The 17,738-nt window shown below is 64.8% G+C and carries 17 protein-coding genes; 11 read left to right on the top strand and 6 right to left on the bottom strand.

What is annotated here, in order from left to right:
• Positions 1-84: 84 nt before the first annotated feature.
• Complete coding sequence (locus QQZ18_RS02310) at positions 85-900, bottom strand: 2-keto-4-pentenoate hydratase (protein WP_284537644.1); 816 nt, start codon at positions 898-900, stop codon at positions 85-87.
• Positions 901-1,072: 172 nt separating this feature from the next.
• Here QQZ18_RS02310 and QQZ18_RS02305 point away from each other — a divergent pair, with 172 nt between their 5' ends.
• From QQZ18_RS02305 to QQZ18_RS02285, 5 genes are all read left to right on the top strand, one after another.
• Positions 1,073-1,753 carry a GntR family transcriptional regulator gene (locus QQZ18_RS02305; protein ID WP_284537643.1) on the top strand — a complete coding sequence of 227 codons (681 nt, stop codon included), beginning with the start codon at positions 1,073-1,075 and terminating at the stop codon, positions 1,751-1,753.
• A gap of 124 nt (positions 1,754-1,877) precedes the next feature.
• Entirely contained in the window at positions 1,878-3,356 is a 1,479-nt protein-coding gene (rhaB, locus tag QQZ18_RS02300) for a rhamnulokinase (protein ID WP_284537642.1), read from the top strand.
• Between the two features lie 361 nt (positions 3,357-3,717).
• Positions 3,718-5,814: a carbon starvation CstA family protein gene (locus tag QQZ18_RS02295; RefSeq protein WP_284537641.1), complete on the top strand. Its 2,097-nt coding sequence runs from the start codon at positions 3,718-3,720 to the stop codon at positions 5,812-5,814.
• Complete coding sequence (locus QQZ18_RS02290; protein ID WP_284537640.1) at positions 5,780-6,010, top strand: YbdD/YjiX family protein; 231 nt, start codon at positions 5,780-5,782, stop codon at positions 6,008-6,010. Before QQZ18_RS02295 ends, QQZ18_RS02290 begins: the two co-directional genes overlap by 35 nt.
• Before the next feature lie 131 nt (positions 6,011-6,141).
• Positions 6,142-6,522, top strand: a complete 381-nt coding sequence (locus tag QQZ18_RS02285) for a rhodanese-like domain-containing protein (RefSeq protein ID WP_284537639.1) — start codon at positions 6,142-6,144, stop codon at positions 6,520-6,522.
• Positions 6,523-6,543: 21 nt separating this feature from the next.
• On the opposite strand, the gene QQZ18_RS02280 is transcribed toward QQZ18_RS02285, so the two are convergent.
• Entirely contained in the window at positions 6,544-8,217 is a 1,674-nt protein-coding gene (locus QQZ18_RS02280) for a glycoside hydrolase family 13 protein (protein WP_284537638.1), read from the bottom strand.
• A gap of 291 nt (positions 8,218-8,508) precedes the next feature.
• Here QQZ18_RS02280 and QQZ18_RS02275 point away from each other — a divergent pair, with 291 nt between their 5' ends.
• The 3 genes from QQZ18_RS02275 to QQZ18_RS02265 all read left to right on the top strand — a co-directional run bounded on the left by QQZ18_RS02275 (position 8,509) and on the right by QQZ18_RS02265 (position 11,302).
• Positions 8,509-9,483 carry an aldo/keto reductase gene (locus QQZ18_RS02275; protein ID WP_284538810.1) on the top strand — a complete coding sequence of 325 codons (975 nt, stop codon included), beginning with the start codon at positions 8,509-8,511 and terminating at the stop codon, positions 9,481-9,483.
• 108 nt (positions 9,484-9,591) lie between these two features.
• Entirely contained in the window at positions 9,592-10,368 is a 777-nt protein-coding gene (locus QQZ18_RS02270) for an SDR family NAD(P)-dependent oxidoreductase (protein ID WP_284537637.1), read from the top strand.
• Positions 10,369-10,411: 43 nt separating this feature from the next.
• Entirely contained in the window at positions 10,412-11,302 is an 891-nt protein-coding gene (locus tag QQZ18_RS02265) for an NAD-dependent epimerase/dehydratase family protein (RefSeq protein WP_284538808.1), read from the top strand.
• 27 nt (positions 11,303-11,329) lie between these two features.
• Here the strand turns inward: QQZ18_RS02265 and QQZ18_RS02260 are convergent, their stop codons facing one another.
• Positions 11,330-12,250 carry a LysR family transcriptional regulator gene (locus QQZ18_RS02260; protein ID WP_284537636.1) on the bottom strand — a complete coding sequence of 307 codons (921 nt, stop codon included), beginning with the start codon at positions 12,248-12,250 and terminating at the stop codon, positions 11,330-11,332.
• 178 nt (positions 12,251-12,428) lie between these two features.
• Here QQZ18_RS02260 and QQZ18_RS02255 point away from each other — a divergent pair, with 178 nt between their 5' ends.
• Positions 12,429-13,091 carry an HAD family hydrolase gene (locus QQZ18_RS02255; protein WP_284537635.1) on the top strand — a complete coding sequence of 221 codons (663 nt, stop codon included), beginning with the start codon at positions 12,429-12,431 and terminating at the stop codon, positions 13,089-13,091.
• Positions 13,092-13,117: 26 nt separating this feature from the next.
• Here QQZ18_RS02255 and QQZ18_RS02250 read toward each other — a convergent pair whose 3' ends face one another.
• The 3 genes from QQZ18_RS02250 to QQZ18_RS02240 all read right to left on the bottom strand — a co-directional run bounded on the left by QQZ18_RS02250 (position 13,118) and on the right by QQZ18_RS02240 (position 15,881).
• Positions 13,118-13,915: an ABC transporter ATP-binding protein gene (locus QQZ18_RS02250; RefSeq protein ID WP_284537634.1), complete on the bottom strand. Its 798-nt coding sequence runs from the start codon at positions 13,913-13,915 to the stop codon at positions 13,118-13,120.
• Positions 13,912-14,793 (bottom strand): ABC transporter permease, encoded by an 882-nt coding sequence (locus tag QQZ18_RS02245; RefSeq protein ID WP_284537633.1) that lies wholly within the window; start codon positions 14,791-14,793, stop codon positions 13,912-13,914. Before QQZ18_RS02245 ends, QQZ18_RS02250 begins: the two co-directional genes overlap by 4 nt.
• A gap of 134 nt (positions 14,794-14,927) precedes the next feature.
• Positions 14,928-15,881 carry an ABC transporter substrate-binding protein gene (locus QQZ18_RS02240; RefSeq protein WP_284537632.1) on the bottom strand — a complete coding sequence of 318 codons (954 nt, stop codon included), beginning with the start codon at positions 15,879-15,881 and terminating at the stop codon, positions 14,928-14,930.
• Positions 15,882-16,171: 290 nt separating this feature from the next.
• On the opposite strand from QQZ18_RS02240, the gene QQZ18_RS02235 reads away from it, so the two are divergent.
• Together QQZ18_RS02235 and QQZ18_RS02230 are read left to right on the top strand one after the other, a co-directional pair.
• A complete protein-coding gene (locus tag QQZ18_RS02235) occupies positions 16,172-17,017 on the top strand; it encodes a DeoR/GlpR family DNA-binding transcription regulator (protein WP_284537631.1) in 846 nt (281 codons plus the stop codon).
• On the top strand, positions 17,014-17,724 hold the full coding sequence (locus QQZ18_RS02230) for a class II aldolase/adducin family protein (RefSeq protein WP_284537630.1): 711 nt from the start codon (positions 17,014-17,016) through the stop codon (positions 17,722-17,724). The genes QQZ18_RS02235 and QQZ18_RS02230 overlap by 4 nt, the downstream gene beginning before the upstream one ends.
• Positions 17,725-17,738 lie beyond the last annotated feature (14 nt).

Genomic DNA, 17,738 nt, shown 5'->3' with positions numbered 1-17,738 from the left:
GCAGCTGGCGGGCACAGCCCCTCGAACCGATCGCCGTGGCTCCTCAACCGAGCGGCGGGTCCGTTTCACAAAGCAAACGACCGGTCAGAGACCGGTCGGAGTGGCGCCGAGAACCTCAATGTCGCAGGCGGGGGCGCTCGAAAACTCGATCCGCCCCCGATCGCCGGGGACGACTTGGTGAATTCCGGTCGTCATACCGGTCAGCACGATGTCGCCCGCACGCAGATGTCGGCCGCGGGTCGCCAGATGCTCGGCCAGGAACTGCAGGGCAGCGACCGGGCCACCCATGACATTGGCGGCCGAGCCTTCGCCGACGACGCTGCCGTTGATCGACATGCGCGACGTGAGCGCTCCGAGGTCCGCCTCGCGCCAACCGGCCACTTCCGGCCCAACGACCGCACCGGCGTTGTTGCCATGGTCGGATACGACGGCGGTCGGCCCGAGATCGTTCAGGGTGGCGAGCGGGCTGGAGGCGATTTCCGCGCCGGCGTGCAGGCCGGACAGCGCCGCCGCGATGGACTCGGCGGTGAAGGCGCCATCGACGGGCCGGAGGTCATGGGCAAAGACCGCGACGAACTCGGCTTCCAGCGCCGCGAAGCCGCCGGCAAATACTGGCGCCTGCGCCGTCCCGCCGTTCGGCAGGCGCAAGACGCTGCCAGCCAGGATCGGACCGGCGAGCCGGTTGGCGCCGAGGCTGTCTCGGAGGTCCGGACGGATGCCGGCCACCTTCCAACCCGCTACGGCGCGGCCCGATAGAGCTATGGCCCGCTCCTGCACGCGATAGGCGTCGGTCAGCGTCGCAGGCAAGGCACCGGGGAAGGCATCGAGCGCCTTGGCGGCGCGGCGCGCCTCGACGAACTGCGTGGCGATACGGTCGACGTCGGCTTCCTGAAGCCCCATGCTTGTCATTCCCCTGGCGGCCGGTGATCCTCGAGTCCGGCGTTGAGTTGTCGTTCTTATCGGGCCGAAGGATGGCGTTTCGTGTACCATACCGATGTGGTATGGCAGATGTCGAGCAAGAAAATCGGATACAGACTTTTTGACTGCCGATGTAGAAAGCGGGTGCCAGAAGATGACGGTCGTTCTCCCGGACAGTTCCGAGGACTCGGCGGCGCGGCGCGTGGAGCGCGAGCTGCGCAAGGCAATCATCACGCTCGAAATCCAGCCGGGAGCGTCGCTGTCGGAAAAGGAGCTCGCCGATCGCTATGGCGTGTCGCGCCAGCCGGTCCGCGAGGCTCTGATCAATCTGGGTAAGGCCGGTCTCGTGGGCATTCAGCCGAGACGGGGAACCTTCGTCGTCAAGATCTCCCTCGATCTGATGCGGCAAGCCCGCTTCGTTCGCGAGTCTCTGGAGGTGGCGGTGGTGCGCCGCGCCTGCGTTTCGTTCGATCCGGCGGTCCGGCTGCGGATCGACGGCATTCTCGACCGGCAGGCGGATCTCGCCGCCGAGCAGTCCCACTATGCCTTCCAGCGCGAAGACGAAGCCTTCCACGCGGCACTTTCGGAAGGCGCCGGTTTCCCAACCGCCTGGGAAACCCTTGAAACCATCAAGGCGCACATGGATCGGGTGTGCCACCTCACTTTGCCCTTGCCCGAGACCTTGCCGAAGCTGGTCGGCGAGCACCGGCGGATCGTTGACGCCATCGACTGCCATGATGCCGACCGCGCGGAGGTGGCGCTGAAGGTCCATCTCGACGGGATTCTGAAGGCCTTGCCTAAGATTCGCGATCAGTTCGGGTTCCTGTTTGCCTGATCTGGTTGTGGTTGCGAATGAGCAGTCCTGAAAAATATTGATACTTTCTGCCGAAAAACGACAAGGTCGATTGACGGCATGGCTGCCTCGAACCTAGGCTCGCCTCGGTTGGGAGGAAGCCGTCATGTTGGGTGAAAGAGAGCGAGTGCATGTCGCCGCGGTTGACGTCGGCGCCGGCAGCGGTCGGGTCATGCTGGCCTCGTTCGACGGCGAGCGGCTCGATCTGACGGAGGCGCATCGCTTCGAGACGCCGCTCGGCATCGACCCGGTGACCGGCTACGATTGCTGGGACAGCGAGGCGATCGTCAGGGAAATCGGCATCGGCATAGATCGCGCCGATGCGATGGCTCCGATCGATAGCGTCGGCTGCGATACCTGGGGCGTCGACTACGTGTTGCTGGACGAGGATTTGCGTCAGGTCGGCGTTTCCGTCGCCTATCGCGACGACCGCACCACGGGTCTGATCGACGAAGTAACGGCCATCCTGCCGGCTGCCGAAATCTATCGGCGCACGGGTATCCAGTTCCAACCGTACAACACCCTCTATCAGTTGCGCGCCACGGCGAAGGCGCATCCCGATTGGCTCGCCGCCGCACGGCATATTCTGTTCACGCCGGACTATCTCCACTTTCGCCTTTCGGGAGTGGTCTCCAACGAATATTCGATTTCCACCACCTCCCAGCTTCTGTCGCTCGAAACGCGCGACTGGGATACCGATCTCCTGGCATTGGCTGGCATACGGCCTGGAACGCTGAAAAAACCGATCGAGCCGGGAACGGTGCTCGGCCCGATGGTCGGACGCGAGGGCAGGCGGCCGGTGATGGTCATCGCGCCCGGCGGGCACGATACCGCGTCGGCGGTGGCGGCGGCTCCCCTTGGTGGCCCCGACGAGGCTTTTCTCTCGTCGGGCACATGGTCGCTGATGGGGCTGGAGAGCCCGGTTCCATACGTCGACGAGCGGGCGCTCGGCTTCAACATCGGCAATGAGGGCGGCGTCTGCGGTCGCTATCGGGTTCTCAAGAACCTGATGGGTCTCTGGCTGATCCAGCGGGTGCGCAAGGAGTTCGGCGAACCGGCTTTCGGAGATCTCGTGGCTGCCGCCGCGGCGGCTCCGGCTTGGGCCAGCCTGATCAATCCCGACGATCCGCGCTTTCTCAACCCGGCCTCAATGACCGGCACCATCCAGGCGCTTGCCGCCGAACACGGCGAGCCGGTTCCCGATGGGCTCGGCGCGGTAGCGCGAACGGTGTTCGACAGCCTCGCTCTCGACTATGCCCGCGTGAAGGACGAGCTGGAACTGCTGGCCGGTCGGCCGCTGACCCATGTTCGCATCATCGGGGGTGGCTCCAAGAACGGCCTTCTCAACCAACTGACGGCGGATGCCTGCGGCATCCCGGTCAGCGCCGGGCCGGTCGAAACCTCCGCTCTCGGCAACGCCGCGCTCCAGTTGATGGGGCTCGGGGTGATCGGCTCCCTTGAGGAGGCAAGGGGCATCGTGCGTCGCTCGTTCGGCGTGACCGAGATTGCACCGACGACCGTCGTTCCGAAGGACGTCCGCGACCGCTTCCGGTTGATCGTTCAGGCGACGCCTGCTGCCCATTGACCCCGGGGCTTGCTCTTTGCCTGGACGCAATGCCCGGAAAAGCGGGGCTTGATCATCCTATTTGCTAAGGGAAACAGCGCGCGTTAAGCGTTTCTTCACCTTGTCGTGAAGAAGGGGATACAATAATCCAGTCTTGTTCGCATCGTTACAATGAAGCGGAAGGCTGCCTTGGGAGTGGGGGCCGACGCTGTTCGACCGGTTCGGATTCCTGGGGAGGAGGATGGCCGGTCGGTATGGCGACGACCTGGTGGAATCAGACGCAGACTCAATCCGTTCGGTGCCCGGCGTGTCTCGCCGGGGCGATGGTTTGGCTTGCCCGACGGTTCGCCTCCCTCGGCCGGGATTCCGTCGGGAGGACAAGATGTCAGCAGTCGCCAAGATGCCCCGTTCGCCGGGCGAGTGGCTCGTCTGGATACTGATCGCCGTCGTTGGCGCCGGGGCGCTCGGCGTCGTGGCCCTCAGCCGCGGCGAAACCATCAACGCGCTATGGCTGGTGGTCGCGGCCGTTGCCACCTACCTCGTCGCGTTCCGCTTTTACGCGCTCTACATCGTCAGCCGCGTTCTCGGTGCGGACCCTTCCCGCCGGACTCCGGCGGTGCGGCACAATGACGGCCTCGACTATGTTCCGACCGACAAATACGTGCTGTTCGGGCACCACTTCGCCGCCATCGCCGGGGCAGGCCCGCTGGTCGGCCCGGTGCTCGCCGCGCAGATGGGCTATCTTCCGGGGACCATGTGGCTGATCGTCGGCGTGATCTTTGCCGGCGCCGTCCAGGACCTCCTCATCCTGTTTGCCTCGACCCGTCGTGACGGTCGGTCGCTTGGCGACATGATCAAGACCGAACTGGGGGCGGTGCCCGGCATCGTCGCCTCCATCGGCATTCTGATGATCATGATCATTCTGCTCGCCGTGCTGGCGCTGATCGTCGTCAAGGCGCTGGCTGGCAGCCCGTGGGGCACCTTCACGGTGTTCGCCACCATTCCCATCGCCATCCTGATGGGCCTCTACAGCCGGTTCTTCAGGCCCGGCCGCATCGGCGAGATGAGCGCCATCGGCGTCGTCCTTCTCCTGCTCGCCATCATCTTCGGCCGCACCGTGGCCGAGAGCGAAACGCTGGCGCCGCTGTTCACCTACAAGGGCGAGGCGCTGGCGCTCATCCTGATCGGCTATGGCTTCGTCGCCTCGGTGCTGCCGGTGTGGCTGCTGCTCGCCCCGCGCGACTACCTGTCGACCTTCCTGAAGATCGGCACCATCATGGCGCTGGCCATCGGCATCGTCTTCGTGATGCCGGAGATGAAGATGCCGGCGGTGACCAAGTTCGTCGACGGCACCGGACCGGTGTTCTCTGGCAACCTGTTCCCGTTCCTGTTCATCACCATCGCCTGCGGCGCTATTTCGGGCTTCCACTCGCTGATCGCCTCGGGCACCACGCCCAAGATGATCGAGAACGAGAGCCAGTTCCGCTTCATCGGCTATGGCGCGATGCTGATGGAGAGCTTCGTCGGCATCATGGCGCTGATCGCCGCCTCGGTGATCGAACCCGGCGTCTACTTCGCCATGAACACGGCGCCCGGTGTCATCGGCACCACGGCCGACCAGGCGGCCCAGGTGATCTCGAGCTGGGATCCGCTGTTCACCGTCACGCCGGACATGCTGACGGAGATGGCAAAGAACGTCGGCGAGGCGACCATCCTGTCGCGGGCCGGCGGTGCGCCGACACTCGCCGTAGGCATGGCGCACATCCTGTCGGGCGTGATCGGCGGCGTGGCGCTGATGCCGTTCTGGTATCACTTCGCCATCCTGTTCGAAGCACTGTTCATTCTGACGACGGTCGATGCCGGCACGCGCGTCGCCCGCTTCATGATCCAGGATCTGCTCGGCACGGCGGTTCCCGCCTTCCGGCAGACCCATAGCTGGACGGCCAACCTTGTGGCCACGGCGCTTGCCGTCGCGGCCTGGGGATACTTCCTCTACCAGGGCGTGGTCGATCCGCTTGGCGGCATCAATACGCTGTGGCCGCTGTTCGGCATCGCCAACCAGATGCTGGCGGCCATCGCGCTCGCCTTCGCAGCGGTGATGCTGTTCAAGATGAAGCGGCAGGCCTATGCCTGGGTCGCTCTGGTTCCGTTGACCTGGCTTTCCATCTGCACGCTGACGGCCGGCTGGCAGAAGCTGTTCGACGGGCGTCCGGCGGTCGGGTTCATCGCCCAGGCCAATCGCTTCTCCAAGGCCATCGCCGAAGGCACCATACTCGCCCCGGCCAAGACAGTGGAGGACATGCAACGGGTCGTGTTCAACCAGTGGGTCGACGCGGCGCTCACCGCCGTGTTCATGGTCATCGTCGTCGGCATGCTGGTGTTCGGCGTGCAGGCGATGCTCAGGGCCCTGCGCGAGCAGAAGCCAACAGCCAGCGAGGTGGGCGATGACATGCCAGGTGTGCGGCCTCAGGCTACCTGACCCGAAAGAGGTGGGCCGGAAGCTCGCCCAGACGGCGCGCCTGATGGTCGGCGTTCCCGATTACGACACCTATGTCGCGCATCGGGAGGCCAACCATCCGGACGAGCCGGTCATGACCAAGGAAGACTTTTTCCGCAACAGCCAGGAGCGCCGCTACGGCGGGGGCTCTAACGGCGGCGTGTTCCGCTGCTGCTGACGGCGAAACCCTCAATCGCGGCGCCGGTTTCTCTGACGGGAGAGACCGGCGCCGTTATTTCGTCAATCGGTCTTGCCATCGTCCTGTCGCAGCCCCCATTTGTTGTCCGGAGGGCCAGGAGGAGGTGACTCATGCGGCTTGCAACGTGGGCGTTTCTCGGCGGCTTGATATCGTCTCTCGCCGGCTCGGCTCTGGCGGGCGAGATCTTCAGCTTCGATCAGGTGCGGGCGGGGCTGAACTCGAACCGCATCCATCTCGTCGACGTTCGAGAGGCCGAAGAGTTCGCGGTCGGCCACTTGCCGGGCGCCGTCAACCTGCCGCTTTCGACCTTCAAGGCCGAACAGCTGCCGCCACCGTCCGATATCCCGGTGGTTCTGATGTGCCGTTCCGGCCGGCGCGCCGGCGAAGCGATGACGATCGCCGAAGCGGCCGGCCGTTCGGATGTCAGCGTCTATACCGGCAGCATGATCGAGTGGACGGAGAAGAACGGCCCGATCGTCACCGGGCCGTAAGGTCTCTCCATCCGCCTCGCGTCAGCGGACGCGGTGAACCCGCGCCTCCCAGCCGGCCAGTCGGGTTCCTTCCGAAGGCGTGGCCAGGTTGCCGAGCAGTCGTTCGCCGACCGCGACGCCGGCCGGAAGCTCGATCTCGACAGGTTCGCGCGAGAAGTTGAGCAGGACGAGCAAGGTCTCGTCGCCCAGCGTGCGGGTGTAGGCGAACAGCTGGGGATGGTGCGGCGCGAGGTCGGTAAAATCGCCGTAGACCAGAGCCGGGTGCGACCGCCGCAACGCGGCGAGCCTTGCGTAGTGGTGATAGACCGAACCGGGATCGGCAAGCGCCGCCTCGGCGTTGATCTCGCCGTAGTTGGGATTGACGGCGAGCCACGCCTTTTCGGCGGTGGTGAAGCCGCCGTTCGGCTCGGCGCTCCATTGTATCGGCGTCCGCGCGTGATCGCGACTGGTGCGCGCCATGCCCTTGAGGAAGTCCGCCGCGGCCACACGCCCGGTCAGCACGTCGGCTTTCCAGGCGTTCCGGACGGCAATGTCATCGTATTGTTCGATCGACGTGAAGGGATAGTTGGTCATAGCCAACTCGTCGCCCTGATAGATGAACGGCGTGCCATGCAGCGTCATCAGCATCGTGGCCAGCAGCTTGGCCGACGGCACGCGCCACGGCTCGGCGTCGTCGCCGAAGCTGCTGACGAGACGGGCGTTGTCGTGGTTGGCCAGGAACACGGTGTTCCAGCCATAAGGGCCGACATTCTCCTCAAGCCGGCGATAGATGGCTTTCAGCTCCGGCAGCGTCCACTCCCTGTAACGATGCCCATCGCTGCATAGACGGACGGCGTCGAAGGTGAAGATCATGTTCAGCTCGCCGCGCCGCTCGTCGACAATGTCGATCGTCTGTTCGGGCGTGACGCCGAAGGCTTCGCCCACCGTCATCACGTCGTATTTCGAGAGGACTTCCCGGTTCATCTCCTGGAGAAATTCGTGCAGGCGCGGCCCCACCGCATGATAGTACTCGGTGCGCTCACGGTGTTCCGGCGGATAGTCAGGGAAGGTCTGCTCCTTGGAGATCATCGGAATGACATCCATTCGGAAGCCGTCGACTCCCTTGTCCAGCCAGAAGCGCATGAGGTCGTAGACCTCCGACCGCACCTTGTCGTTCTCCCAGTTGAGATCGGGCTGCTTGTCGGCGAACAGATGCAGATAGTATTCGCCCGTGGCCGGGTCGAGCGTCCATGCCGAGCCGGAGAAGTAGGAGCGCCAGTCGTTCGGCGGGCCTTCGCCGCGGCCCGGGCGCCAGATGTAGTAGTCGCGATACGAGTTGTCCTTCGACTTGCGGCTCTCGACGAACCAGACGTGTTCGTCTGAGGAGTGGTTCACCACAAGGTCGACGATGAGGCGCATGCCGCGCGTCTTGAGGCCGGCCAGCAAGGCGTCGAAGTCGGCCATGGTGCCGAACTCGGCCATCACCTTGCGATAGTCGCGAATGTCGTAGCCGTTGTCGGCATTGGGCGAATCGTAATGCGGGCTCAGCCACACCACGTCGACCCCGAGGTCCTTGAGGTAGTCGAGGCGTGAGATGATACCGGGAATGTCGCCGATGCCATCGCCATTCGAGTCCTGAAAGGACCGGGGATAGATCTGGTAGACGACGGACTCCTTCCACCAGCGACGGCTGACGGGGGCTTGTTGTTCCGACATGGCTTTCTCCCTTTGCGGGCCTCTCGGACCTGCTTCATATGGCCGACGTTAGCAAAAACGATTCATCGCAACGAGGACGAAGTGGCGTTCCCGGCTGTCGCACGAGGACGAAAAGCCGCGAACGTGACATCCAAAGCGCATTGGAAGGTGCTTTGTTTCAGGAACTGCGATCAATCTTATCTCGACAATCCATTTGACGGATCAAAGCGGCGGCGATTGACTGTCGCAACGAAGAGAGACGCGTGGGACGCCGACGATCGGGTCATCGGCGTCGGCTGGGAGGAAATCGTCATGCAATACGCCCGTTTCGGAAAGTCGGGTCTCGAAGTCAGCCGCATCTGCTTCGGCTGCATGTCGTTCGGCAAAGTCATGGAGGAGCGTCCCTGGGTGCTCGGTCTCGATGACGCGCGGCCGCTGTTCCGCCGCGCCTGGGAAGCCGGCATCAACTTCTTCGACACGGCCAACGTCTATGCGGCCGGCACCAGCGAGGAGATCACCGGCACGATCCTGAAGGAACTGGCGCCGCGCGAGGAGATCGTCCTCGCCACCAAGGTGTTCTTCCCGATGCGGCCGGGGCCGAACGGCCGGGGCCTGTCGCGCAAGGCCATCCTCGGCGAGATCGACAACAGCCTGAAGCGGCTGGGCACCGATTACGTCGACCTCTATCAGATCCATCGCTTCGATCCCTTCACACCGGTGGAGGAGACCATGGAGGCGCTGCACGATGTGGTGAAGGCCGGCAAGGCCCGCTACATCGGCGCCTCCTCGATGTTTGCCTGGCAGTTCGCCAAGATGCAGCACGTCGCCGAGCTGAATGGCTGGACCAAGTTCGCCTCGATGCAGAACCAGTTGAGCCTCGTCTATCGCGAAGAAGAGCGGGAGATGATGCCGCTGTGCCGCGATCAGGGCGTCGCCGTCATCCCATGGAGCCCGCTCGGCGGCGGCAAGCTGACGCGCCCCTGGGGTACCGAGACCAAGCGCAACACCACCGATCGCCATAACAAGGGCATGTACGACCGCACCGAGGGCAACGCGCCCGAGGTGGTGGCGGCCGTCGAGAAGGTGGCGAAGACGCGCGGACGCTCCATGGCCGAGGTGGCTCTTGCCTGGGTGCTGCAGGTGAACGGCGTGACGTCGCCGATCATCGGCGTCAGCCGGATGGGGCACCTCGACGACGCCATCGCCGCCCTCGATCTCGTCCTCGATGCCGAGGAAGTCGTCGCCCTCGAAGCGCCGTACCAGACCTTCATGGTCACGTCGCTTTAGGAGCCGCATAGCCGGCTTGCCGATGGACAGCGGGAACGGGACGGGCTTTGCTTGTCCGGTTCCCGCGATGCGACCGTCAGGCGCTCAGCGCGACGAAGGAGGCCCCTTATGACGAAGCCGCTCAGCATTCCCGATCTCGCCGGCAAGGCCGTGCTCATCACCGGCGCCTCTTCCGGCATTGGCGCCGCTCTGGCGCGTGCCTTTGCCGAGCAGGGTGCTTCCGTGGGCGTTCACTATAACGCGTCGGCCGCTGCCGCCGAGGCGCTCTGCGCCGATATCCGCGCCGCAGGCGGCAAGGCGACGGCCGTGCGTGGCGACGTTACCAAGCCGGCCGAGGTTGCCCGCGTGGTCGAGGAGACGGCCATGGCGCTCGGCCGGCTCGACGGTCTTGTCAACAACGCCGGCGGCATGGTGGCGCGCATGCCCTACGCCGCCTTCGATGGGGCGGTGTTCGATGAGGTGGTCGACCTCAACGTCCGCTCCGTGCTGGTGGCCTCTCACGCAGCGCTGCCTTTCCTCAAGGCGCAGCAGGGCTTCATTATCAACACGACGTCGATCGCCGCCCGCACCGGAGCCAGCCTCGGCGCCGGTCCCTACGGTTCGGCCAAGGCATTCATCGAGAACGTGACGCGCGGTATGGCCAAGGAGTTTGCGCCGTTTGGCGTCCGCGTCAACGCTGTGGCTCCGGGGATCGTCGAAACGCCGTTCCACGAGCGCTATTCCGATCAGGCTTACCTCGACGCGATGCGCGTCACCATTCCGTTGCAGCGCCTCGCCAAGCCGGAGGACATGGTCGGTCCATACCTGTTTCTCGCCTCCGAACTCCTGTCCGGCTACATGATCGGTCAGGTCCTCGAGGCGAATGGCGGCCAACTGATGACCTGACGATGCATCGCGACGTCAGGCGCCTGAAATCTCGGAGACAATGATGGGAAGCAAGATCGTCTTTACCGGCGGCTCGGGCAAGGCCGGCCGCCATGTGGTGCCCTACCTCAAGGACAAGGGGCACGATGTCTTCAATCTCGACCTCAAGCCGCTCGACTGCCCCGGCGTGACGACGCTTGCCTGCGACCTGACCGACGCCGGGCAGGTCTATAGCGCTCTGTCGATGCACTTCGATTTCGACAGCCTCGCCAGCGGATCTCGACCGGTGTTGCCCGATGCCGTGGTGCATTTCGCGGCGGTGCCGCGCATTCTCCTGACGCCGGACAACCACACCTTCGAAACCAACGTGCTGTCGACCTACAACGTCATCGAGGCGGCGATGAAGCTCGGCATTCGCAAGGTGATCATCGCGTCGAGCGAGACGACCTTCGGCGTGTGCTTTGCCGAGGGCGACAAGGACTTCCATGAGTTCCCGCTGACCGAGGAGTACGACACCGACCCGATGGACAGCTACGGTCTGTCCAAGGTGGTGAACGAGAAGACGGCGCGCGCCTTCGCCATGCGCTACAACGCCGACATCTACGCGCTCAGGATCGGCAACGTCATCGAGCCGCACGAATACGTCAACTTCCCCGGCTTCATGGAAGATCCGCTGACGCGCAAGCGCAACGCCTGGAGCTATATCGACGCCAGGGATCTCGGCGAGATCGTTCACCTCGCCATCGGCAAGAACGGGCTGGGATTCCAGGTGTTCAACGCCGTCAACGACACGATCACCGCCCGCGAGCCGACCGAGGCCTTTCTCAAAAAGGCTTGCCCGAACACGCCGCACAGTCGACCGCTCGTCGGCAATGAAGCGCCGATTTCCAATGAGAAGATCCGCACCGTGCTGGGCTTCAAGGAGCAGCACGACTGGCGGACCTACGTAAGCTGATCGTTCCGTCGAAGGGGAGGGCGGCCGTCAGGCCGCCGCTTCCCGCTCGTCCTCGACGCCGCGGGCGGCGATCAGCAGGTCCATGAAGGCTTTCGGCGCGCCATCGATAATGATCTCGTCGCCGCCGCCAGCCAGCGTGGCAACCGCCAGTTCCCAGCACATCTGCGGCTCGGCGAGACGAACGACGCCGAGCGTCTCGGCTTCCGCCTCGGCAATCGCTTCCGGCACCAGCGCCATGCCGAGACCGCGCGACACCAGTTCGATCAGCGTGCCGAGATCGTTGACCTCGAAGGCCACGCGGCGATCGACGCCGGCATGGCGGAAGCCCGTGTCGACCAACTGTCGCGTGCCCCAGGCCTGCTCGAAATCGACGAAGGGCTCGTCGCGGAAGGCCGACAGCGGAACGTCGGTGCGGCCGGCCAACGGATGATTTTTCGAGCAGATGGCGACGAGGTATTCGCAGGCGATCATCTTGGTGGCGATGCCACGCGGCGCCTCGATCAGCGGCACGATGGCGAGATCGATCGCACCGGACCGGATTTTGTCGACGAGGTGGTCGGCATTGCCCTGGCAGAGACGCACCTCGATGCCCGGATAGAGCTCGTGGAACGAAGCGAGCAGGGCAGGCAGATCGACGAAGGCCGGCAAGCTCTGCACCGTGCCGATGGCGAGGCGACCGCGCGTCAACCCCTGCACGGCGGCAACCGCATCGCGTGCCTCCCGTACCGCCTCGAGGGCGAGCCGCGCCTTGTCGAGGAAGACCCGGCCGGCGGCGGTGAGCTGCACCTGGCGGGTATTGCGCATGAACAGCTTGGCCGCCAGTTCGTCCTCAAGGGCGCGGATCGACGTCGACAGTGCCGATTGCACGATGTGGACGCGACGGGCGGCGCGGGTGAAGTGCATCTCCTCGGCGACGGCGACGAAATGCTGCAGTTGGCGTAGTTCCATGTCGGTCCGCTTTATTGTGCTTATGCGGAGATCAATACATATCACCCGTTCGGAATGGAAGATTAAAAGTCCGGCAGTCAGGCCTGCCAAATCGGCGCCGCGCGGCTGGACCCGCCGGGGTGTGCGGTGTATGCAAAACCGCCTCAAAAAGCGCTTCCGAGACCGGAGTCCCCCGCCGATGTTTTCACGTGCCCTGCTGTTCGACATGGATGGAACGCTGACCGACAGCGACCGTTTCCATCACGAAGCTTTCGTGGAGTTCGGCAAGGCCTATGGCGTCGACATCGACGAGCCGACGTTTCTGAAGTACGTTTCCGGGCAAGCCAATTCGCTGATTTTCAAGAATCTTTTCCCGCATGTCGCGGCAGCGGAACACCCCCGTCTGGCCGACGAGAAGGAAGCGCTGTTCCGGCGGCTGATCGTTGGTCGGCTCAAGCCGATCGACGGATTGATCGACGTGCTGAACTGGGCGGTCGAGCGCAAGATCGGGTTGGCTGTGGTCTCCAATGCGCCGCGCCCGAACGTGATCGATATGCTGGCCCAGCTCGGCGTCGCCGAGTACTTCCATACCATCGTCATCGGCACGGAGCTGGAGCGGGGCAAGCCCGATCCGCTGCCTTATCTTACCGGCCTTGAGCGGCTCGGCGTCACGGCCGATAGGGCGATCGCCTTTGAAGACGCGCCCCCGGGCCTGCGGGCGGCGCACGCCGCGAAGATTGCCACGGTGGGACTGACCACGACCCTGGACGAGGCGACGGTGAAGCAGAACGGCGCTGATATCGCCGTAGCCGACTACCGGGATCCTGCCTTGTGGGAGCTGATCGGCCGCATCATCGGGTAGAGGAGGGCGGCGCTGCCGCCCTCAGGTCATTCGGCGATCAGCAGCTCGTCGTCATCGAGAGTCTGGCCACGAACGCGGCGGAACATGTCGATGAGGTCCTCGACGTCGAGGTTGCGGCGGTTGTTGCCTTCCACGTCGAGCACGATCTCGCCGCCATGCAGCATGATGGTCCGGTCGCCATAATCGAGCGCCTGCCGCATCGAATGCGTCACCATCAGCGTCGTCAGCTTGTTGGCGCCGACGATCTTTTCGGTAAGCCGCATCACGAACTCGGCCATGCCCGGATCGAGGGCGGCGGTGTGCTCGTCGAGCAGCAGCACGTCGCAACGGGCCATCATGGCCATCACCAGCGACACGGCCTGGCGCTGGCCGCCGGACAGCATGGCCATGCGGTCGGTCATGCGGTTTTCAAGACCGAGGTCGAGTTCGGCGATCCGCTCGCGGAACAGCTTGCGGCGTTGGTGGCCGAGCGCCAGCCTGAGGCCGCGACGCTGGCCCCGCTTGTAGGCGAGCGCGAGATTTTCCTCGATCGACAGTGCACCGCAGGAGCCGGCGAGCGGATCCTGGAAGACGCGCGCCACGCGGCCGGCGCGGGCGGCCGTGGGGAGCTTGGTGACGTCGGCGTTGCCGATGCGCACGCTGCCTTCGACGGGGATGACGTCGCCGGCCAGTACGCCGAGCAGCGTCGACTTGCCGGCACCGTTGGAGCCGATGACGGTGGTGAAGGCGCCTTCCTTGATGGTCAGCGACACACCGGCCAGCGCTTTCTTCTCGAGCGGCGTACCGCGCCCGAACACGACGTGGATGTTGTCGAGGACGATCATGACGAAAGCACTCCCCGCTTGAGGCGCGGCAGCACCAGGGCGAAGGTGACGAGAACAGCCGTGACGAGGTTGAGGTCCGAGGCCTGCAGGCCGAGCGAGTCGCTCGATAGCGCAAGCTGGATGGCAATGCGGTAGACGATGGAGCCGACGACGCATCCGATCAGGGCGATCAGAATGCGGCGCGTGCCGAACAGCGTCTCGCCGATGATCACCGCGGCAAGGCCGACGACGATGGTACCGACGCCCGAGGTGACGTCGGCGAAGCCGTTGGTCTGGGCGAACAGCGCGCCGCCGAGCGCCACCAGGGCGTTCGAAAGGGCAATACCCATGTAGATCTGGCGATCGGTGTTGATGCCCTGGGCGCGGGCCATGCGGGCATTGGCGCCCGTGGCGCGCATGGCAAGGCCGGCGTCGCTTTCAAGATACCGCCAGACGACGATCAACGCCACGATGGCCAGTACCAGCAGGAACATCGGCCGCACCATGAAGTCCCGGAGGCCGTTGCCGTAGAACGGGGTCAGCATGGTGTCGACGGAGAGCAGCGCCACGTTCGGCCGGCCCATCACCCGTAGGTTGACCGAGAACAGGGCGATCATGGTCAGGATCGAGGCGAGCAGGTTCAGGATCTTGAAACGGACGTTGAGCGCCGCTGTCACCAGCCCGGCAAGCGCGCCGGCCAGCATGGCGACGACGGCGGCGAGCCACGGGTTGACGCCGGCCATGATCAGCACGGCCGTCACGGCGGCACCGAGCGGGAACGTACCGTCGACGGTGAGGTCGGGAAAGTCGAGGACGCGGAAGGCGAGATAGACGCCGAGCGCGACGAAGGCATAGACGAGGCCGAGTTCGACGGCCCCCCAAAGGGCGATTTGACTCACGCGCAACGATCCTTGTGCTGGGCATCCCGGAACGGCCTCACCTGGCCTGGCAAGCGGGATATCCCGGCCGGCGAACCGGCCTTTCTTGTGGAGACGCGCCCCGCCGTTCGTGACGACGGGGCGCGGCGTCCTTGTTACTCGATCACCTTGGTGGCGCGGGCGACCAAGGCCTCGGGCAGGGTCACGCCCATCTTGGCGGCGGCGGCCTTGTTGACCACGAGGTCGGTGCCCTTGGCGACGGTGGCGGGAATGTCGCCGACGGTCTCGCCCTTCAGCACGCGAACGACGATGTCGCCGGTCTGCTTGCCGACGTCATAATAGTTGAAGCCGAGGGCCGCGACGGCACCGCGCGCCACGCTGTCGGTATCGGCGGTGAACAGGGGCAGCTTCGACTCCTCGGCGACGCCGACGGCCGATTCCAGCGCGGAGATGATGGTGTTGTCGGTTGGGACGTAGACCGCATCGGCCTTGCCGACCAGCGCGCGCATCGCGCCCTGCACCTCGGCCGTCTTGGTGGCGGCGGACTCGATCACCTCGATGCCGGCCTTCTCGGCTTCGGCCTTGAGAGCAGCCAGCAGCGACACCGAGTTGGCCTCGCCCGAATTGTAGAGGAAGCCAAGCTTCTTCACGTTCGGCAGGATTTCCTTGATGAGCGCCACATGCTCGGCCACCGGCGACATGTCGGAAAGGCCGGTGATGTTGCCGCCCGGCTTGTCCATGCTCTTCACGAGCTGGGCGCCGACGGGGTCGGACACGGCGGAGAAGACGATCGGAATGTCGCGGGTGGCGGCGGCGACGGCCTGGGCCGACGGGGTCGAGATCGGGACGATCACGGTCGGGCCTTCGCCGGCGAACTGGCGGGCGATCTGGGCGGCGGTCGCGGCATTGCCTTGGGCCGACTTGTAGACGAAGGTCAGGTTCTCGCCTTCCTTGTATCCGGCAGCCGCCAGGGCATCCTTGACGCCGTCACGCACGGCATCGAGCGCCGGGTGTTCGACGATGGCGGTCACGTCGACCGTCACGTTTTCGGCATGGACCGGCAGGGCCGCCGCAACGCTGGCGGCGAGAGCAAACAACAAGGCACGCATCGAACTTCCTCCGTCAGGGTCTTCGGCCGATCTCTGGCCGGGGTTTTGGACGGTCTTAGGTAATCCCGATGAGTGAATCAAGCACGGGAAATGCCGAGTGCGCACAAATTGATCGTCACCCATGGTGTTTGCGACGAAAAGCGCCATCCGGTGCCGTTATCTTGGGCTATTTGCCGGTGCTGCCGGCATTGGACGCCGGGTTGAGAAATATTGCGCGTAAATGACGTGTTTTGCATAAGTTTGCGATCGGCCGATTGACGCTTCGCCGGTCGCGGACATATGGTTCCGGCATGCTGAAGGAAGAGCGTTTCAACTTGATCCTGAAGGCCGTCGAAGGGCGCGACGCCGTGTCCTACGAGGAGCTTCTGACCATGGTCGACGCGTCGGGCGCGACGCTGCGCCGCGACGTCGACCAGCTTTGCGAAGCCGGCCGCATCCGCAAGGTGCGCGGGGGCGTGGCGCCGCTGATGGCGGCCGGTCGGCCGCTTGCCTCTTATTTCTTCGGGGTGCAGGCGCAACGCGCCGCCGCCGCGAAGGAGGCGATCGCCCGCCGCGCGGTGGAACTGGTCTCGACGCCCGACACATTGATCCTCTACGGCGGCTCGACCGTGGCTCGCTTTGCCGAGATGTTGCCGGCGGTGGGATTGACGGTACTGACCGACTCCCTGCCGGTGGCCAACCACCTTGCCTTCAAGACCGACAACCGGGTGTTCCTGACCGGTGGCGAGGTGCTGGCCCAGCAGGGCATCGTGCTCAGCCCCTTCGATGATCCTCCCGCCTTCCATGTCGCCGCCAGCACCTTCTTCATCGGCTGCCATGCCGTCGGTCCGGCCGGCATCATGGAAGACGATCCGCTACCGCTCAGGGCGGCGCGGGCACTGCGCCGGCAAGCGGCGCGCCTCGTCGTGCTGGCCGACAGCACCAAGTTCGGGGAGGCGCGCAGTCTGGTGGTCTTCCCGCTTTCCGAGGTCGACGTGTTCGTGACCGACGAAGGGATATCCGACAGCGATCGGCGCATGCTGGAGGACGCCGGCGTGGACGTGCTGATCGCGCCACTCGACCGAGACATCCGGGACGAAGCTCCGGCGGAAGGGGCGGCCGTTCCGTCCGTGCCTCAGGAGGCAACCGACAAATGACTGATCATCTCGACCTGCGCGAGGAAATGATCGCAACCTGCCTCAGGATGAACGCGTCCGGGCTGAACACCGGCGCGGCTGGCAACCTCAGCGTCAGAGTGGAGGGCGGGTTGCTGATCACCCCGTCCGGGATCGCCTACGACAGGATGCGGCCGGAGCAGATCGTCGAGATGGATTGGGACGGGCGCTATTACGGCGACTTCGTTCCCTCGTCGGAGTGGCGCTTTCACTACGATATTCTGAAGGCGAGGCCCGATGTCGACTCGGTGTTGCACAGCCATGCCATCAACTGCTCGATCCTCGCCTGTTGCCGGCTCGACATTCCGCCGGTCCACTACATGATCGGCGTATCCGGCGGCGACGTGGTGAAGTGTTCGGGATATGCGCCCTTCGGTACGGCGGAACTGTCGGTGGAGGCGCTGTCGGCGCTGGAGGACCGGATGGCTTGCCTCTTGGGCAACCATGGCGTCATCGCGCTGGGCAAGACGCCGGCCAAGGCCTTTGCCGTTCTCGAGGAGGTCGAGAACTTGGCGCGGGTGTACATCGGCACACGCATGCTGGGCGGCGGTGTGATCCTCGGCAAGGAGGAGATGACCGTCGTGCTGGAGCGCTTCAAGAGCTACGGAAAGCAGGCCGGCGAGGCCATAGACACCACCCTCAAGAATAGGGTCGAGCCACCGCCGCATGGTGGAGCGAGGCGCCACTGAAGCCTGGCTGAACA

The sequence above is a fragment of the Pleomorphomonas sp. T1.2MG-36 genome (genome assembly GCF_950100655.1).
GTDB lineage: Bacteria > Pseudomonadota > Alphaproteobacteria > Rhizobiales > Pleomorphomonadaceae > Pleomorphomonas.
This window is presented reverse-complemented; position numbering and strand designations above follow the sequence as displayed.

Coding starts and splice junctions, on each gene's coding strand:
- QQZ18_RS02305 (WP_284537643.1), top strand. CDS start 1,073: ATGACGGTCGTTCTCCCGGACAGTTCCGAGGACTCGGCGGCGCGGCGC.
- QQZ18_RS02260 (WP_284537636.1), bottom strand. CDS start 12,250: ATGGAACTACGCCAACTGCAGCATTTCGTCGCCGTCGCCGAGGAGATG.
- QQZ18_RS02255 (WP_284537635.1), top strand. CDS start 12,429: ATGTTTTCACGTGCCCTGCTGTTCGACATGGATGGAACGCTGACCGAC.
- QQZ18_RS02280 (WP_284537638.1), bottom strand. CDS start 8,217: ATGTCGGAACAACAAGCCCCCGTCAGCCGTCGCTGGTGGAAGGAGTCC.
- rhaB (WP_284537642.1), top strand. CDS start 1,878: ATGTTGGGTGAAAGAGAGCGAGTGCATGTCGCCGCGGTTGACGTCGGC.
- QQZ18_RS02235 (WP_284537631.1), top strand. CDS start 16,172: ATGCTGAAGGAAGAGCGTTTCAACTTGATCCTGAAGGCCGTCGAAGGG.
- QQZ18_RS02295 (WP_284537641.1), top strand. CDS start 3,718: ATGTCAGCAGTCGCCAAGATGCCCCGTTCGCCGGGCGAGTGGCTCGTC.
- QQZ18_RS02250 (WP_284537634.1), bottom strand. CDS start 13,915: ATGATCGTCCTCGACAACATCCACGTCGTGTTCGGGCGCGGTACGCCG.
- QQZ18_RS02285 (WP_284537639.1), top strand. CDS start 6,142: ATGCGGCTTGCAACGTGGGCGTTTCTCGGCGGCTTGATATCGTCTCTC.
- QQZ18_RS02310 (WP_284537644.1), bottom strand. CDS start 900: ATGGGGCTTCAGGAAGCCGACGTCGACCGTATCGCCACGCAGTTCGTC.
- QQZ18_RS02270 (WP_284537637.1), top strand. CDS start 9,592: ATGACGAAGCCGCTCAGCATTCCCGATCTCGCCGGCAAGGCCGTGCTC.
- QQZ18_RS02275 (WP_284538810.1), top strand. CDS start 8,509: ATGCAATACGCCCGTTTCGGAAAGTCGGGTCTCGAAGTCAGCCGCATC.
- QQZ18_RS02290 (WP_284537640.1), top strand. CDS start 5,780: ATGACATGCCAGGTGTGCGGCCTCAGGCTACCTGACCCGAAAGAGGTG.
- QQZ18_RS02230 (WP_284537630.1), top strand. CDS start 17,014: ATGACTGATCATCTCGACCTGCGCGAGGAAATGATCGCAACCTGCCTC.
- QQZ18_RS02265 (WP_284538808.1), top strand. CDS start 10,412: ATGGGAAGCAAGATCGTCTTTACCGGCGGCTCGGGCAAGGCCGGCCGC.
- QQZ18_RS02240 (WP_284537632.1), bottom strand. CDS start 15,881: ATGCGTGCCTTGTTGTTTGCTCTCGCCGCCAGCGTTGCGGCGGCCCTG.